The organism is Allotamlana fucoidanivorans (assembly GCF_045788535.1).
GTDB lineage: Bacteria > Bacteroidota > Bacteroidia > Flavobacteriales > Flavobacteriaceae > Allotamlana > Allotamlana fucoidanivorans.
Window position 1 is genome coordinate 2,192,005 of sequence record NZ_CP074074.1, and the last position, 18,355, is coordinate 2,210,359.

The window sequence follows — 18,355 nt, forward strand, 5'->3', positions numbered from 1 at the left end:
AATGAAAAAGTATATATATATATTCATAGGACTAATAGTATTATCATGTAGTGGCGGTGGCGATGATCCTGTAGATCCGGGGCCAGATCCGGGGCCAGATCCAGGGCCATCAACAAATACGGCCCCAACGGTTCCTACTTTAGGTACTCCAACCAATGGTCAGTTATGTATAGATAATAATTTAAGTTTTACATGGAATGCTTCAACCGATGCAGAAGGAGATACTATAAAGTATACTATAGAAGTATCAAGAAATGATACTTTTACTCAGATAACACATAGTTTTAATAATCTAGAGGCTCCAACAAGAACAATATTATTAGAGCGAGGCATAATTTATTATTGGCGTGTCAAGGCAACAGATAGCAAGAACAAGTCGAGTGCATATTCATCGGTATTTCAGTTTTATACAGAGGGTTATGGTGAAGAGAACCATTTACCATATCCTCCAACATTGATACAACCTGCAATGGATGCGACGATTAAGGGCGGTTCAGTATTTTTAGCATGGGGATCAACCGATGTAGATGGTGATGCCTTAACCTTTGATGTTTATTTAGACACCAATAATCCGCCAACAACGGCAATAGTAACGGGTCATACTGATAAAGATTATATGATTTCTACTTTATTAGGAGGAACAACATACTATTGGAAAGTTGTAGCAAAAGATGACAAAGGAGCCTCATCTATAGGACAGGTTTGGAGTTTTACAACAGAATAAATTTTGTTTAGTTAATGTTAATTGTTTATTAGCGTATAATCCATGGGTTGTGCGCTTTTATTTATAATGCGAGGATATTAACTTTTTGTGTGGTCTAGCAAAAAGCAATAATAAAAAGATTTTTAAATTAAGATAAATTAGTATTTGGTGACAAGTATATACTTACAAAAAGACACCATAAGAGCAAAACGATTAAAAAGCCTATAAAAATGAAGCAAATAAAAATTAGCTTAATGGTAATTGCGTTAGCGGGAATTGTTGGTTCATTATTTTCTCAGCAACGTTTCAATACAATCAATCAGAAACCACATTATGTTCCAGAGTACAGTAATTCGTATACACAAAACCAATTAGCTCCAATATTAAAGCCAGGTAAAGTGTTTTATGTTTCTACTAATGGCGATGATAAAAATGAAGGGACTCATGAGTTACCATTTAGAACTATTACTGCAGCTAGAAATGCTGTGAGAAATTTAAAATCTTCAAAGGGATTGCCAGCAGGTGGTGTTCACGTCATACTAATGTCTGGTAATTATCAAATAGATAACGCGGTTAATTTTACATCTGAAGACTCAGGTACTAAAGAAGCCCCTATAGTGTATCGAGGTATTAAACGAGGCGATGTTGTACTGTCTGGAGGTTTGAATGTTGATACCAAAAAGCTAAAAGTTGTAAAGAACAAAAAAATATTAAGCTATTTACATCCAAAGGCCAAGGGAAATGTAATGAGCATAAGTTTGTCTAAAAATGAGGTTTCTTCATACTTTCCTGGAGAAGGTAGTTATGGACAGATTTCTATGAACGGACATATGTTGCAACTTGCCCAATGGCCCAATAGGGGGTATAATCATATAGGAGAAATTCTTGAAGAGGGGCCCACAACACGTTGGTTAAAACCAGGAGAAGAGCCCATGTCTTATTCAAAAGAAAATCCAACAGGGGGTAAGTTTGTTTTTAAAGAAACACTGTCTCCGTTAGTTATACAAGAATTTGAAAGAACGAAGGATATGCGTGCTCAGGGTTACTTTCATAACGATTGGTATTTTCAAGATGAACCTGTTGGGCAAATAGAAAATAATGTGGTTCAGCTGCTACATCATACGCGTTACGGTATAGTGAATAAAATAAAGACCATACCAAGACGTGTAAGATTATTTAATGTTTTGGCAGAATTAGATGAACCTGGTGAATGGTATTTTGATAAGAAAGAACAGCAACTTTACATTTGGCCCATTAAAGGTTTTGAGGCTGGAAAATCAACATTAACAATAATTGGTGAACAAGGCTTAGAAGATAAGGAATCTGTTTTATTAAATGAATCAAAACCCACTAATACACCTGCGTTGATAAATTTTGAAGATACGGAATTTATTACATTTAAAAACTTGATTATTGAAAACACAGGAGATTTGTCTTTTTCTATAACAGGTGGGAAATATAATTTAATAGCGGGGAGTACTATTCGTAATGGTTTAGGCAGAGGCGTAAACATTAATGGCGGTGAGTATAATGGTATTTCTGGTTGCGATTTTTATGATTTATATTCTGCATTTAGTATTAATGGTGGTGATTTGGTCAGTTTAACACCATGTTACAATTTTGCTACCAATAATATAGTTCGAAATTGTCGTTTAAGAGGATATGGCGTTATTGGTCTTAACGGAGTTGGGATTTATTTTGGACATAATTTATTACATGATATGAATGGAGCGGTTTCATACAAAACCGTTAATTTGTTAATGGAATATAATGAATTTTATAACATTGGTTATGAAATGGGTGATTTTAACGTTGCCTATTGCGGAGCCCAATGGTATACTATGAATAATGTATTGCGTTATAATTTTGTGCATCACCTTATTGAACCAGGAGGGCATCCTATAACAGGTTTTAGAAATGATGATAATGGAGCCGGTATGAAGGTTTATGGAAACGTGTTTTACAGATCGGGTAGAGGAAGTTGTATATTTCATGGATTCTTAAATGATTTTGAGAATAATATAAGTATTGATGCTGCTATCATGTGGTGGACATTAAAGAAGCCTATAACCCAAGAAGGTATTCAAAAAAAATGGGATGATTTATCTAGATTTGGAAGAGATCTTCCTAAAGGAGATAAGGGCGATTATATATATATTATGGAACAAAAAATAGGTAAAGATGGATGGAAAAAAGGGGTTTGGAAAGAAACGTTTCCTGAGTTAGAAGAAACTATTGATAAAAACCCATGGGCACAGACCAACTGTACTGTAAGTGATAATTATATTTTTGATATAAGAAAACCTATATATGTTCACGGTGGCTCTGGAACTGTTGAAGGTTTAGAAAGTAAAAAATCTGGATATTATACGGATTTGCCGAGGGATGAAATTTTTGAGTATCCAAAAACTATAAGTTTAGAGGCATTTGAAAATGTGGAGACATTAAACTTTTCTTTCAAGGAAAGTTTTGTGCCCATGGAAAATTTCAAAACCATTCCATTTGATAACATAGGTTTAGAAAAAGATGAGTTTAGAACAGAGGTTCCAAATAGAAGTGAGTACCGATCAAAAATTTATGAGCGTTTTAAAAATGACAAAGGTGGCCGGTACAACGCAAAAACAGTAAACTCTAGGTATCCAGTACCAAGTTATTTAGAATAATTAGTAGAAATTAATATTTAAAAAAATAAGAGCCCCGATGTTTTAACATCGGGGTTCTTATTTTTCATGGATGCCAGAATCTAAATAAAAATAAATTAATACCATTTGTGATTTGAATTTACTGTAAAATAAAATGATGATTTTTTTTCTTTATTTGAGTTTAAAAAATCAAGCATAGCTATAGCTACGGTTTCTTTTATAAATAAAAAGGAAAGGGAAAAAGGTTATTTTACTACGGTAAATTCGAGTTATAAATGGTATAAAGCGAGATTAATATAGAAAAAATCAATTTTGCTTGTATATAGCATAAAGATCTTGCAAAACATATTGCTTTAAAGAGGTTGCACTGCATTTATTTTGATATAAGTCAGTATGCTTCAGAAAATGAGCTGTAAATAGTATTTTTTAGAATTTAACCAAGTTTATATTCTTAAATGGGCGTATGAATAGTTTGTGTATTATTATGAACATTTTAACCCCCTTAAAAAAGAGTAAAAATCATAATATTTGGTAAAGCTTATTATTATAAGTGTAATTAATAGATTAATTAAACTAAAACCAAGTACTTATGAAAACAAAATTACTCAAAGCAATACTTTTTGTATTTGCATTTGCAATGTTTCAAACATCTTTTGCTCAGTTGGTAAATGTGCCATTGTCAAATGCAACGGCAGGATTACCTCATTATACAAATGGGACACGTGATGTGCCAAGTTATAATATAGATGACACGTTCGCTTATGATCCAAGTAGTCCAACAACTCCTTACCCTAATTGTAATGCTAGTAATACGGATAATTATTATTTAACACAAAATGTTGCAGATCAAAATTGGTGGGCATGTGAAGTAGCTATTCCATCAGGAAAGTCACTAAAATATCTTGATTTTTATGGGAGAGATGGAAAATATACCAATTCGGGGCAATTAAATAGATGGAGAAATTTAACGATTACTTTATCTGATGGAGTTAACACAGAGGTTAAAACCTGGGCAGGTATAGCTGATGCTACAGCAGCAGATGACGATCCTAAGAATTATGCACAAATGGATTTTGCGGCTCAAGAATTTTCTTCGGCTATGTTACAAAATGCTACAAGTATAAGACTTGATCTTAATAGTACGGCAATGCATCTAGAATTCATGGAAATGAGACTGTCTGCCGATACCACTTTAGGCACCGATGATTTTAGTGCTACCAGTATAGTTGTTAGCCCTAATCCAGTAAGAAGTGGAGAGCAGTTAACAATTAATTTAAGCAACTCAAACACTCAAACTCTAGAAGTATATTCTATTGTTGGTGCGTTGCTTTACCAAACAAAAGTGTATGATAATGTACTTTCTTTAGATTACAGTATATTTCCTTCCTCTGGTTTATACCTCGTAAAAGTGGGTAGTGCTGTTTCTAAAATACTTGTAGAGTAAAAAGCACAAGTAATATCTTTTTGTTAGTTACTATTAAAACATCTTGGTTCTATCAAGATGTTTTATAGTTTTACTGTATTTAAATCCAATTGAAAGTTGAATAGACTACCAGATAGTTTTCGTTTTATATTGATCAGTGTTTTCGGGTCATTTTTTTTCAATTGCAGCATAGCAAAAAAGGAAAATGATTTCAATAATGTATTATTTATAATTGTAGATGACTTAAGGCCAGAATTGAATTGTTATGGGCAATCTCAAATTATATCTCCAAATATTGATAAGTTGGCAGCAGATGGTATGGTTTTTAAGAACGCCTATTGTAATGTTCCGGTTTGTGGCGCATCTAGAGCAAGCCTGTTAACAGGGGTATTTCCAACAAAAAATCGATTTACAAATTACGGGTCTAGAGTAGATAATGATGCACCTGGTTTAATCACTTTGCCAGAGCATTTTAAAAATAAGGGCTACATAACTAAAGCAGTGGGTAAAATATTTCATCATCCAGATGATGCTCTTCAAAGTTGGACAGATATTCCGTATAGACCAGATTATCCTAACTCGATAAAACAGCAGGAGTTATGGCGAGATTATCAGGCTCCTATAAATAGTTGGACTAAAGAAAATAATTTACCCTTAGGCTCCGCTGGGCCAGCTTGGGAGGCAGCGGATGTTGAAGACGCTGTGTATTATGATGGTAAAACCGCTAAATTGGCTTTAGCGGAATTGAACAAGTTGTCACAGTCTAAACAGCCATTTTTCTTAGGAATTGGTTTTATAAGACCGCACCTTCCTTTTAATGCGCCTAAAAAATATTGGGACATGTATAAGGAAGAGACTATTGCTTTAGCTAAAAACCCTCAAATGCCTATTAAGGCACCACGAGAAGCATGGTTTAATTATAAAGAATTGAGAGGGTATTCAAATATACCTAAAGATACCCTACCTATCGAGAGTGATATTGCTAAGAAACTTCGACATGGCTATTATGCAAGTGTTAGTTTTATTGATGCACAAGTGGGTAAAATACTTGATAAATTAAAAGAATTGGAACTTTATGAGAGCACAAATATAGTTTTAATAGGTGATCATGGTTGGAGTTTGGGAGAGCATTCTTTATGGTGTAAACACTCGTGTTTCAATAATGCCCTTAGAACACCTCTAATTGTTAAACCTAAAAGATCTCGTTTTAAAAATGATACTCAGGCTAGCTCAGAATCTTTAGTGAGTTTTGTAGATATATATCCATCGCTTTGTGATTTAAGCAATGTTGAAAAACCATTGCATTTAAGTGGTAAAAGTTTTGTTGAAATTTTAACAGATCCAAACCATGAAATTAATGAGTATGTATTTTCCAGATGGGGACGTGGAGAGACCGTAATTTCAAAAGCATTTAATTATACGAGGTATTTTAATAAAGATGGAAGTGTAAATTCTCATATGTTGTATGATAGGATTCTAGATCCAGATGAAAATGTTAACGTTGTTGATGATAAAGACCATGCGGAAAGTTTGAATAACCTAATAAGAATCTTACAAAATCATATTAATAAAAATAGAGCTTAGAGTTGAAATGAGAAAAAACATAAGGATTGGTGTAGTACTAATGAGTAAGAAAGTAGGTATAACTGGTTTTCAAGAGCGTTGAACAAAAAATTCACTAAAAAGAATTATTTATACCCATCGGCATTAATTTAATATTTCAATATTTGATAAACTAAAACTAAAACTAAAACTAAAACTAAAACTAAAACTAAAACTAAAACTAAAACTAAAACTAAAACTAAAACTAAAACTAAAACTAAAACTAAAACTAAATAGAGCTAGCCAACTTCATTTTATACAAATTACAGATATAATCTTCTAGGTTAGATATTTAGATATGGTGCCCCGTAGTACGCTACTTTGTAAGGAGTAATCTCGTTATATCATGAAGAGTGTTGAATACTTATACTAAATAAGTTGAGACCATTATAAAAATAAATAAAGAACTAACTAAATTTTAATATACTAAATAACTTATGAAATACATTAGAAATCTTTTTCTCTTAGGTGTAGTGTCAATGCTAGCGCCTTATCTTATTTCATGCGAAGATGATGATAATGGAATAGTGATTCCAGTAATTTCCGTGTCAAATGTGTCTCCATTAGATAATGCTGAATCTATAGGCTATAATCCCACGTTTACATGGGAAGCTTCGGCTGATAATTTTGAAAATTTAAAGTTTGATTTTTACATAGGAACCGAAGAGAATAAATTAGGGTTGAGAGCCCAAGATATTAAAGATACTCAATATAAGATAACCAAAAATACAGTTATGAAAGGTGGAGTGACCTATTATTGGAAGGTTGTTGCTAAAGATGGTTTTTATGATAATGAGAGTGAAGTTTGGAGTTTTACAACAGCAGCTCCTGATGTTCCTGTTATTGAATCTCCTCTTGACAAAAGTCTGTTATTTGTATCAGAAGGTGATGTGTTGCTAGATTGGACGGATTCTGCTGGCCCTAATGGAGAAACGGCTATCTATGATGTGTTTATAGATACAGTGAATCCTCCAGTAAATTTAGCGACTAGTTTCTCTGGTGAATCAGAATTTAATGCAACTTCAGAGCTAACACCAGATCAAAGGTATTACTGGCGCGTAGTGTCTAGAGATGGTTTGGGTAATTCGTTTTCTACTGAAACCTTTAGTTTTGATTATTTGGCTGCAAAAGAACCTGTAAAACCTGAGTTAAGTGAAGAGGTTGAAGATGGAGTATTATCATTGGATGAATCTCTAGTTTGGGGTGTGGCATTAGGCGCAAACACTTTAGATGTTTACATTGATACGGTAAACCCTCCTTTAAATAAAGTGGCTAGTGACGTTACAGGAGAGGGGTATGTTGTACAAACTAAAGATACGCCAAGTGATATTAATGACATAAAAACATTTTATGCACAAGTGGTTGCTAAAAATGATGATGGAGAATCTAAATCTGAAGTAATTTCGTTTACACCGCAAGTTACAGGAGTTTATACAGATGTTAGAGGAAGTGAGTCCTTAGACTATTCGTGGGTTCGAATAGGGTCTCAGATTTGGATGTCACAAAATTTAAGGACTAAAAAACTGACTACTGGGGAGGATTTAGAAAAGATTATTCAGCCTACAAGTGCCGATTACCCTATTACGGCCTCAACAACAACGTTATATTATGATGAACACCCAGCTGATAATGGGCCAATTCCGGGGTACCCATCATTTACAGCGCCTTGGAGTGATGGGGATAATGGGCGTGTTTATTCGAGTAAAGTGCCAAGAAATGCATTAATAGCGCCAGAAGGTTGGCATGTTATAACCGATACCGATATTTCTACTATAAGAGCGTATGTGCCAAATGCTTCTGATTTATTAGATGAATGGTACGGAGGAACGGATTCTTATGGTGCAAATTTTTTAATTGCAGGATATCGTTATAATAACTTTACTGATGATAGACCATTTGGTTTTAGATATGTAGTTGAAGAGGGTAGAGTGGCTTTATGGATTAACCCGATAGCAGGGACAAATGACGTATGGGAGTTGTATCCAGCAGGAAACTACAGATCCTATAACCAAGGCAATGAACATAATAGAATGTTTGGAATACGGTTAGTTAAAGATTAAAGAAAAACACAAGATAATATATTATGAAACATATAAAAAAGATCCTTTTATTTATAGTGATCGTGGGAATTATTCCATTTGTATCATGTGACGATGATGATGTTATGGTAGAGCAAAAACCCAACCTAACATTGGTGTCTCCAGAGGATAATTCTAATGGAATTGATATTGCACCTTCTTTTGAATGGAAGGCATCAGATCCGAATGGCCGACCTCTAAAGTATGATTTTTATTTAGGTATGGATAGTACAAAACTATTTCTAGAGGGGCAAAACCTAAAAGAGACAACCTACCGGCTTGAAGATTATAAGATTAGAAAAGACGCAGTTTATTATTGGAGAGTTATAGCTAAAAATGGCGTAAAAAATACCGAAAGTGATATATGGCGTTTTATGTCCATTCCTGCTCCTGAACCTCCAGTACTGGTTAGTCCAGAGACAGAAGTATTTGTTAGAAATGATGTAAATCTTGAGTGGGAAGCTGTACCGGCAGGCGAAGGGGAAACAATAATCTACAATGTGTTTTTATCAACAACTGATCAGTTTGAAGAATCTGATCTTATTGCCACAATTGAAGATGGTAGTACCTCGTATACCTTAGATGTATCAGGTCTTGATATAGGTGAAGTATATTATTGGAAGATAGATGCTTCAGATTTGATTAATGGTTCCTCGAGTGAAGTGCGTTCGTTTAAAAAATTACGTCCCGGGGCACCAGATGAGCCAATTATTGTATCTCCTGCGAATAAATCACCAGCCATGTCAGGTGTTGTTTTAGATTGGACGGATGTGACGGATCCTGAGGGCGATGCTGTAAGTTATGATGTGTATTTAGATAAGTTCAATCAACCAGCTACACTGGTAGGAACGGTTACAAATAGTGAGTTCACAACAACAAACTTAGATGTTAATTCAGCCTATTACTGGTATATAGTTGCTAAAGATCCATCGGGGAATTTTACTGAGTCGGAAGTATCTGGGTTTTCGGTAGTAGGAGCTAGTCCAGGATTTCCTGGAATTAAAGATTTCCAAGTGGCAAATGTTTTGTCCTTAGATGAAGCATTGATTTGGGAGCCTGCTAGTGGTGCTACATCGTATGACGTTTATATAGATACGGTAAACCCTCCAGTAAATAAAGTGGCAAGTGATATTGTAGAAACCCAATATTTAGTAAAGAATAGTGAAATACCTAGTGATATTACCGATGTGAAAACCTATTATGCACTGGTAGTTGCTAAAGATGGAAGTGGTGGAGAAACCAATTCTTTCCCTGTAGAATTTACACCACAAATGACAGGTGTGTATACCGATGTTAGACTGACTGAAGTTAATGATTATACATGGGTGAGATTAGGAACCCAGATATGGATGTCTCAAAACTTACGAACGAAGAAACTGACTGATGGAACAGATATTCCAGTATTAGGACCAGTTCAAATTCCGCTTACGCCTACATCCACAGATATATACTGCGATGAGCATCCTGAAGGCTTACCTGGATTTACACCAAATTGGAATGAAGTTCATGGGCGGGTGTATTCAAGCTTGTTGCCAAGATCTACACTTATAGCACCTCCAGGATGGCATGTTATGAATGACAATGATATTTCTACTTTAAGAAGTTATGTGTCGCATGCAAGTGAAACTATGGGAGCATGGCATGATGGGTCTGATATTTTCGGTTTAAGTTTTGTAATGGCAGGTTATCGTTATGATACTTTGGCAGCAAATAGACCAACTGGTTTTAGAACAGGTATAGAAAAAGGTAGAGTCACTTATTGGACAAATGGTTCTGGAGATAATGATGTTTTAGAACTATACCTGAGTGGACAGGTTAATGGATTTAGGTACTATGCCCATAATAACGAACATTTAAGGATGTGGGGAATACGTCTTGTAAAAGACTAAAAGATGGTAGCAAGTAATATTTTAAAACAGACAAACTAACTTATTAAACATATGAAATACAAAATAGCATTTTTCTTAAGTTGCTTTATTTTCCTCGGGCAAGCATTAGGAGCTCAGAATATTAAGGTTTCGGGAAAAATAGTAGATGAAACAGGAATGCCGCTAATAGGAGCGAATATTATCAGTTCCAATACTTCAAATGGTATAAACGGTACAGTAGCAGATTTTGATGGTAATTATACCATAACAGTAGGTCCCAATGATACCCTTAGTTTTACTTATGTGGGCTATATTGCACAAGAAATAAAAGTAAGTGGTAAAACAATAATTGATGTTACCATGATGCCTGATACCGAGGCACTGGAAGAGGTTGTTGTATTAGGTTATAACAAGGTGAAAAAGGCAAATGTTGTTGGAGCTGTAGCTACTGTAACTGGTGGAGAATTGAAGGAAACAGGGCTTACCAATATGTCTCAGGCCATTCAAGACCGCTTACCAGGTGTTTATACCGAAATTCCCTCGGGGCAACCTGGGGCTGATGATGCCAATATTACCATACGTGGAGTCTCTAGTTTTAGAGGGAATAATGCACCGCTCATATTAATTGATGGGGTTGAGGCTACCGGTGGGTTTTCTCAGTTAGATCCTAGTGAAATTGCATCTATTTCTGTGTTAAAAGATGCCGCTTCACTTTCTGTATATGGTGTACGTGGCGGTAATGGAGTTATTTTAATAACAACAAATAGAGGTAAAGAAGGTAGCGCTAAAGTAAGTGTAGGAGGAGCTGTAACAGCAAAAAGAATTAGTGACCTTCCGCAACAGTTATCATCTTATGACGTTTTAATGTTGGGGCAAGAAGCTATTAAAAATTCTGGGCAATATGGCGATTTGAGACCGCAGCGCTATATCGATAATTTTTTAGATCCAAATAGAAATATTTATGCTTATCCAGATATTAATTGGTATGATGAGTTGATTCGGGATATTGGTTGGGAAACCAACGCTAGAGTCAATGTAAGTGGAGGTACCGAGTTTGTTAAATATTTTAGTTCACTCAGTGCAAACCATGTTGGCGATATATTAAAAACGGAAGACTTTAATGGATATTATGATCCTGAGTTTACCTTTGATAAGATAAACTTTAGAACAAACCTAGATTTCGATGTTAGCAAATCCACGAAATTATCGGTTGATATATCTGGTCGGTCAGAAATTACTAAAACGCCAAATTCAAATGTGGGTAGAAATGATTTTAGTAATGTGTTTAAGTTTTTAGATGAAGCAACACCATACTATTTCCCGTTGTATTATCCAAAGGAATTTTTGTTGTCAAATCCAGATCCTTTAGCGCCATTTCCAGAAGAGTTTAGATTAAGCTCGGCAATCTCTGAAAATCCTTTTCAAGAAAATCCATACCAAGCGCTTAACTATTCTGGTATGAGACGCTTCAAGAAAGATGTAGTGGATATACAAATAGCATTAACCCAGAGTTTAGATGCTATTACCAAAGGCTTGTCTGTATCAGGTAGGTTTAATTATAGTACGATGTTTGAGTATAAGAAAGTGGAAGCTTTTAACCCTCAATTATGGTTGTATGATCCATTATCAGAATCATGGCGTGGACAAAAGGGCCAATCATATTATGATTCTAACCCTCGGTTTAGAAGTTCAGGAGGTGAAGAGTATGACGGCGTAGCAAGAAATTTATATTATGAGTTTAAGTTAAATTACCAACGTAGTTTTGGAGTCCATAATGTAGCAGCTGTAGGAGTGTTTAATCGAAATGAGAGAGAAACAAGTGTAGGGTCACTCCCAGAGTTTACCGAAGATTGGGTGGGAATATTTAATTATGATTATAAAGAAAAATATTTGCTAAAGCTTTCGGGTGGTTACAATGGTACAGAGCGTTTTGCACCAGGGAAACGGTTTGCGTTTTTTCCTTCAATGGCTATTGGTTGGAATATTGCTAAAGAGAAAATTGTTGAAGATAATTTACCTTGGTTAAATGTATTTAAAGTAAGGTATAGTTATGGAGAAACGGGCGTATACAAGAACTCACCTAGATTTGACTTTTTAGGGGGATATACTACAACGTCATTACGCTTAAGTGAAGCTATATTTGGGTTTCCTGCAAATCCTGAAGTGGCGAGATGGGCTGAGGTTAAAATTGCAAATCCAGATGCAACGTGGGAAACCCAAAAAAGTCATAACCTAGGGTTTGATGTGAAGTTATTTAATTATGAGTTAACCCTTGGACTTGACTTGTTTAAAAAGGAAACCACAGGAATTGCTATAAATGAACCTAGACCTTCTTATTTTCAACCAAGTTTAGGAACAAGAGATCAAGGTAGGGTATCTTTACCTCAGGTAAATTCAGGAGAATCAAAAAATCATGGTTTTGAGTTTTCTGCTAATTACAGACACTTAACACCAAGTGGTTTAGGATATTCTTTTGGAGGTCATTTTACCTTAGCTGACAGTAGGATTGTTTATAGGGGTGACCGTGTGTTAACACCAGATTACAGGAAAAATGCAGGAAAGCCTATAGGATGGTTGTCTGGGTACCATAGTAATGGATTTATAGATAATTTTGAAGAAACAATAAATGCTCCTGAAATATCTAGAACAAGAATAGCAGGACATTATTCTTATGCTGATTTTAATGGGGATGGACGAATTGATATTAATGACAATATACCATTAGAAGGTACTAGTCAACCTGCTGTTGTTTACGCCTTTAATGGTAGTGTTGATTACAAAGGGTTTGATTTGAGTATACGCTTTTTTGGTAAGGACGGTGTAACCTACCATTCTAGTAATTTGTTCCCTAATTTTAACGGACCTTTACTGGAGGCTAAATCAATTCATTTAGATAGATGGAGTCCTACAAATCCAAATGCCGATTTTCCAGCACTAGGACATATATCTACAGCCCAAGGTTATGAGGAAAGAAGCAATCAAACCATTGTAAATTCATCTTACCTTAAGCTTCAAAATGTGGCTATAGGATATAGTTTAAAATCGGAGTTTTTAAGACGAGCTTTAAAGATAGAAAAAATGAGATTGAATTTGTCAGGTCAAAATCTATATACATGGTCTAAAGTGCCATTTGGTGATCCTGAAGGAGGTAATGGTGTATCAGGAGGATATGGTCAATATCCTTTGGTGAGTCGATTTATTTTCGGTGTAAATATTGATTTTTAAAAAATTATAAATTATGATAAAATATAAATATATAATACTTTTTTTAGCTGTTTTATTGTCAGTAGGTTGCGAAGATTATCTAGACAGAACGGAAGAAGGTACGGGATACTCTACTGAAGATGAGGTGTGGAGAGATAGAAACGCCATTAATAGTATGGCATACAGGCTTTATGATACCTTAGGGTGGATGTTTGAAATTAGAGTAACTCATCCAGATAGATTACGCTCTGGGATGGGTAAGAATTATGGCTGTATCGAGGTTTTTTCAGGTGATGTGATTTTTAAAAGGTCACTAGCTGTGCATAATGCTGTATTGTCTGGAGATTATGTTACGGCTTTGAATCAAGCTTTTGGTAATCCAGATTTTTATGATGCATGGTATGATAATTGGGAACTTGTTTACACAACAAACGCTATTCTTGATAGAATTGATGGTGTGACCACAGATATTATGCCTCAGAGTGAAATTGATCAAGTAAAAGGTGAGGCATTATTATTTAGAGCATTTGCATACCATGAATTATCTAAACGATGGGGAGCATTACCTTACATAAAAACAAAAATTTTACCAGAAACAGATTTAAACTTACCCAGACCCACTTATAAGGAGTTAATTGCTGATATTGTTGCAGACTGTGATGCAGCTATTAAAATTTTACCTGAAGTGAGTTACCTCAATCACCCGGTAAATATGGGACGTATGGGGAAAGCTGCGGCTATGGCTTTAAAGTCTAGAGCATTAACAACAGCTGCGAGCCCTAATTATACACTTAATAATCAAAAGGATACCGAACTATGGGAAATGGCTGCAGCTGCAGCTTGGGATTTAATACAACTATCTCAAACTTCAGATAAGGTAGGGTTATACCAAGGAGATTACAATAATATATTTAGTACTGAGCCAGGAACCATTGAAGGTGTATGGCCAAGATATAATCTGCCAATTGCTGCCAGTAGAGATTTATATAGATTGAGCTGGCTTTGGAGAAATATAGATGGTGATGCAGGGTATTCACCATCACAAGAGATTGTTGATAGGTTTGAAACTGCCGATGGATGGCCAATAGATCACCCTAGCTCAGGTTACAATGAGCAAGATCCATATAGCAACAGAGACCCAAGGTTCTACAAAGATATTTTGTATCACGACGCACCGTTCGCCAAAGTATCTGATAGTGATAGAATGGATATGAGAACAACGCCATTAGGAGAAGATAGAACGGCCCCAAATAGTTCTACATATGGTAATTCTGCCACAGGATATTTTGTAAGAAAACTGATTCCTGAAAAATATAATAAAAAGGCATATAATAGAACGGTATATTTAAATGCTCCATATATTAGAATGGCAGAAATATATTTAAACTACGCAGAAGCTGTTAATGAAGCTTATGATAATCCTAACGCTATGGCGCCTGGAGCAAATTTAACTGCGGTAGATGCATTGAATGCAGTTAGAAATAGAGTGGGACATGTAGATGTGAGACCAGAGTTCACTACGAATGCCTCTGATTTTAGGGAGGTTGTGAGAAATGAGTTTAGAGTTGAACTATGTTTCGAGTACCATTCTTGGCATGATATGTTAAGATGGAGAACGGCAAAAGAGGAATTAGATGGGAAAGTGTTTCATGGCATGTTAATTACTGATGACCCTTCACAACCAACTGGTGTTCGCTACGAGAGATTTGAAATTGGACAACCTGCTAGAGTTTTTGATGATAGAATGTATAGATATCCTATTCAGCAATCTGATTTAGAGGTGTATGAAGCTCCTAAATTGACTCAAAATCCAGGGTGGTAATATGTTAACCTTTAATGATTTTAAAATGATAAAGACAAAAACATTATATATAGTATTGGTGGTTCTATTTTATATTTTACCATTTAAAGTAAAAGCTCAAGTTGAACTAAATTACATAAATGCAACAATTGTTAATAAGGCTGGAGTTGGTCTTGAGGGTGTTAATATTCTGGCCTCAAAGTCTAAAAATAGAGCAGTGACCAATGCCGAGGGGCTTTTTAGAATTTATGTTCAAGACCAAGATATTCTAGTAATTACGCGTTTAGGGTATGAAAGAGCTGTAATTTATGTAAAGAATGGAACATTGGCTAATGAAACAATAGAGTTAAAGCAATGGGGGGTTATTGATGGAGAGGAAGATACTAATATAGCCTTAGGTAGTATGCCTTTTGAAAGAATAACAGGTTCGGTGGAGCGAATAACAGGAGAGGAGTTAAATGATTTTCCAACAGCTTTCACAAGAGAAGCATTAGCAGGAAGACTTTCAGGGTTAGAAACTTTTTATAATAATGGTTCTCCAGTTTCAGAAGTTTTTGGAAATAGTATTCGCGGACAAGGCGTAGGACAGCTTATTGTTGATGGTGTACCATCTAATGATATTGTGTTAACTCCTGCCGAAGTTGATGATATTGTGATAGCTAAGGATTATGGATCTTCTTTCATGTATGGAGCCCTTGGTGCTACTGGTGCCATGATTGTAAATTCTAAGCATGGTCTTCCTGGAGGACGTTTATTTAGGTTTAAGTCTAGAACAGGTGTTAGAACACCAACGTTTTTGCCTAATACCATGAATGCACAGAATTATGCAAGAGCTTATAATCAAGCTTTAATCAATGATGGGCTTATGCCTATTTATACTCAAGAAGACATAGATAATTATGCAAATGGGAATCATCCAATTAAAAATCCTAACAATGATTACTATGATGATTTGGTAAACGGAATAGCAACATATAGCCATCTCACAGGAGATTTTTCGGGTGGTAATGAGACCGTACAGTACTTCTCTCACCTTGGATATTACACAACAAATGGAATAGAAAGTGTTGGTGACGGCAGAAAATTGACCAGATTAAGGATAAATAATAATGTTCAAATTAATTTAAAAAACTCAGGCAAGGTAAGTGTAGGTGTAGGAGGAAGTTTTAACAGACGAAATGAGCCTCGTACAAATGCAAATTCAGCTTTTAACACCATGTATAATTATCCTGCGAATGCCTTACCCTACAAGATCAATGATACTATTTTTGGGAGAACCCAGGAGTTTCGTACAAATTTATTAGCCGATTTGGCACATTCTGCAGTCATGGAAGACGAAAGAAGAGATGCTTTTGCTAGAATTGGTTTAGATTTAGATTTGGATGAAGTGACAGAAGGACTTTCCGTTAATGGTTTAGTGGGTATGTATACACTTAATGTACTTTCATCTTTCCTAGATCTAAGACCACATTTTGCAGAACCAGTTTTTACAGAAAACAACGATGGTACATATGACGTTGGCTTTCGTGAATATAGACCTGGAAAAATTGCTTTTAATTTTAATAAATTAGGAGATAGAGTAGATAGAAGTCAGTTTGTACAAGCTAATTTGCATTACGATAGAAATTTTAATGAAAACCATAAGGTTATTGCCGATTTCTTTTATACCAATCAAAAAATAACGGGTAGTCAATTAGAGCAAAACACTATTTATAGAAATTTAGGAGTTAGAGTAAATTATTTGTTAAACAATAAGTATGTTTTAGAAGGGAAACTCTTAAATGCTCCTATCAGACAGTTGACTCAAGATGAAAGAAAGAAGATTAATTATGATGCTGGGGTAGCTTGGTTATTACATAAAGAATCATTTTTAAAGAATGCCGATTGGTTAGATTTTTTAAAGTTGAGAGGTAATTTTGGTGTTCAAACAAGAGCTGTAAGTCAGTTTTTTATTTCCGAGAATCGGTACGGAGGTGGAGGTGCTGGGACCTTTGGTGTGTTTCCAAAACCTAATGCTGGTGCGGGAGGGTCAAATAGAGCGTTTACTGCATCTAGCCTAGTTAGACCCAAGCAAGAGTATTTAAGTATTGGTTTAGATTTCCAAATGTTCAAGTCGAAAGTTAATGGACAAATTAATTATTTTAATATTCGAAATTATGATCAAATAACATTGCCAACTGATTTATATGCTTTAATTCCATCTAACTATACGCCTTTAGTGAATTATGAGGATGCAAGACGCAGAGGTGTTGATTTTGGCATGTCATTCAATAATAAAATAGGAGAATTTGCTTATAAAATAGGAGTGAATGCCATGTACAATGTTAGTTATAACACGTTGTCAAACAATGTTACTTATCCAGAAGGTGAGGAACAAAGAAATGTTATGGGAAGTCAAGGTGGGTTAATAAGAGGTTTAAAGGCATCAGGAATCTTTCAAGATGAAGCAGAAATAGCAAGTGCTCCAACACAATTATTTGGTGAAGTGAAGCCTGGTGATATTAGATATGTAGATTTTAATAATGACGGTGTAATTGATGAAAAGGATATCCATGAAATAGGAAAATCACCTAGAGTTTCAATAGGCTTTAACTATATGATGCAATATAAAAATTGGAGTTTTAGTATTCATGGTGATGGCGTTTTGGGCGGTAGTTATGTAGAACAACTTAATTGGAATAGAGGAATTAATGATTACACTAATGATTTGGCAAATAGCTGGCCAGTTTCCAATAGTTTACCTAGGTTGACGACATTATCAAATCCAAATAATTACAGGACGTCGTCATTTTGGTTAAAGGATGCTGGGTATTTTAATGTAAGAAGTATTATGGTAGCCTATTCTTTACCTCAAAATTTGTTAAAGAACCTTGGGATGAAAGAGTTTTCATTTTCTGGATCTGTTAAGAACCCTTTCATTATATCATCTAATGAAGACAGGTTTATGCCAGATAGAGATAAGGGATACTCTGAGCATCCAGTTTTAAAGGCCTTTGAATTGGGTATACAAGTGTCATTTTAATTAAAAAAAGAA

9 protein-coding genes are annotated in these 18,355 nt (G+C 35.1%); all 9 read left to right on the forward strand.

The genetic code is table 11. The features are described 5' to 3' along the window. Position 1 precedes the first annotated feature (1 nt). The 9 genes from KFZ70_RS09735 to KFZ70_RS09775 all read left to right on the forward strand — a co-directional run bounded on the left by KFZ70_RS09735 (position 2) and on the right by KFZ70_RS09775 (position 18,343). Positions 2-724, forward strand: coding sequence for a hypothetical protein (locus KFZ70_RS09735; protein WP_407515423.1), 723 nt, complete (start codon positions 2-4; stop codon positions 722-724). A 209-nt stretch (positions 725-933) separates the two neighbouring features. Next, a complete protein-coding gene (locus KFZ70_RS09740; protein WP_139695564.1) occupies positions 934-3,366 on the forward strand; it encodes a right-handed parallel beta-helix repeat-containing protein in 2,433 nt (810 codons plus the stop codon). A gap of 568 nt (positions 3,367-3,934) precedes the next feature. Beyond that, on the forward strand, positions 3,935-4,789 hold the full coding sequence (locus KFZ70_RS09745) for a T9SS type A sorting domain-containing protein (protein WP_139695562.1): 855 nt from the start codon (positions 3,935-3,937) through the stop codon (positions 4,787-4,789). A 96-nt stretch (positions 4,790-4,885) separates the two neighbouring features. Continuing rightward, positions 4,886-6,352 (forward strand): sulfatase, encoded by a 1,467-nt coding sequence (locus KFZ70_RS09750; RefSeq protein ID WP_139695560.1) that lies wholly within the window; start codon positions 4,886-4,888, stop codon positions 6,350-6,352. A gap of 455 nt (positions 6,353-6,807) precedes the next feature. Then, positions 6,808-8,430 carry an FISUMP domain-containing protein gene (locus KFZ70_RS09755; protein ID WP_139695557.1) on the forward strand — a complete coding sequence of 541 codons (1,623 nt, stop codon included), beginning with the start codon at positions 6,808-6,810 and terminating at the stop codon, positions 8,428-8,430. 23 nt (positions 8,431-8,453) lie between these two features. Then, complete coding sequence (locus KFZ70_RS09760; protein WP_139695556.1) at positions 8,454-10,337, forward strand: FISUMP domain-containing protein; 1,884 nt, start codon at positions 8,454-8,456, stop codon at positions 10,335-10,337. Positions 10,338-10,388: 51 nt separating this feature from the next. Next, entirely contained in the window at positions 10,389-13,541 is a 3,153-nt protein-coding gene (locus KFZ70_RS09765; protein ID WP_139695554.1) for a TonB-dependent receptor, read from the forward strand. 13 nt (positions 13,542-13,554) lie between these two features. Next, complete coding sequence (locus KFZ70_RS09770) at positions 13,555-15,342, forward strand: RagB/SusD family nutrient uptake outer membrane protein (RefSeq protein ID WP_139695552.1); 1,788 nt, start codon at positions 13,555-13,557, stop codon at positions 15,340-15,342. A gap of 25 nt (positions 15,343-15,367) precedes the next feature. Further along, positions 15,368-18,343, forward strand: a complete 2,976-nt coding sequence (locus KFZ70_RS09775; protein ID WP_158293181.1) for a SusC/RagA family TonB-linked outer membrane protein — start codon at positions 15,368-15,370, stop codon at positions 18,341-18,343. The last annotated feature ends 12 nt before the right edge of the window (positions 18,344-18,355 follow it).

Coding starts and splice junctions, on each gene's coding strand:
- KFZ70_RS09745 (WP_139695562.1), top strand. CDS start 3,935: ATGAAAACAAAATTACTCAAAGCAATACTTTTTGTATTTGCATTTGCA.
- KFZ70_RS09755 (WP_139695557.1), top strand. CDS start 6,808: ATGAAATACATTAGAAATCTTTTTCTCTTAGGTGTAGTGTCAATGCTA.
- KFZ70_RS09735 (WP_407515423.1), top strand. CDS start 2: ATGAAAAAGTATATATATATATTCATAGGACTAATAGTATTATCATGT.
- KFZ70_RS09775 (WP_158293181.1), top strand. CDS start 15,368: ATGATAAAGACAAAAACATTATATATAGTATTGGTGGTTCTATTTTAT.
- KFZ70_RS09740 (WP_139695564.1), top strand. CDS start 934: ATGAAGCAAATAAAAATTAGCTTAATGGTAATTGCGTTAGCGGGAATT.
- KFZ70_RS09760 (WP_139695556.1), top strand. CDS start 8,454: ATGAAACATATAAAAAAGATCCTTTTATTTATAGTGATCGTGGGAATT.
- KFZ70_RS09765 (WP_139695554.1), top strand. CDS start 10,389: ATGAAATACAAAATAGCATTTTTCTTAAGTTGCTTTATTTTCCTCGGG.
- KFZ70_RS09770 (WP_139695552.1), top strand. CDS start 13,555: ATGATAAAATATAAATATATAATACTTTTTTTAGCTGTTTTATTGTCA.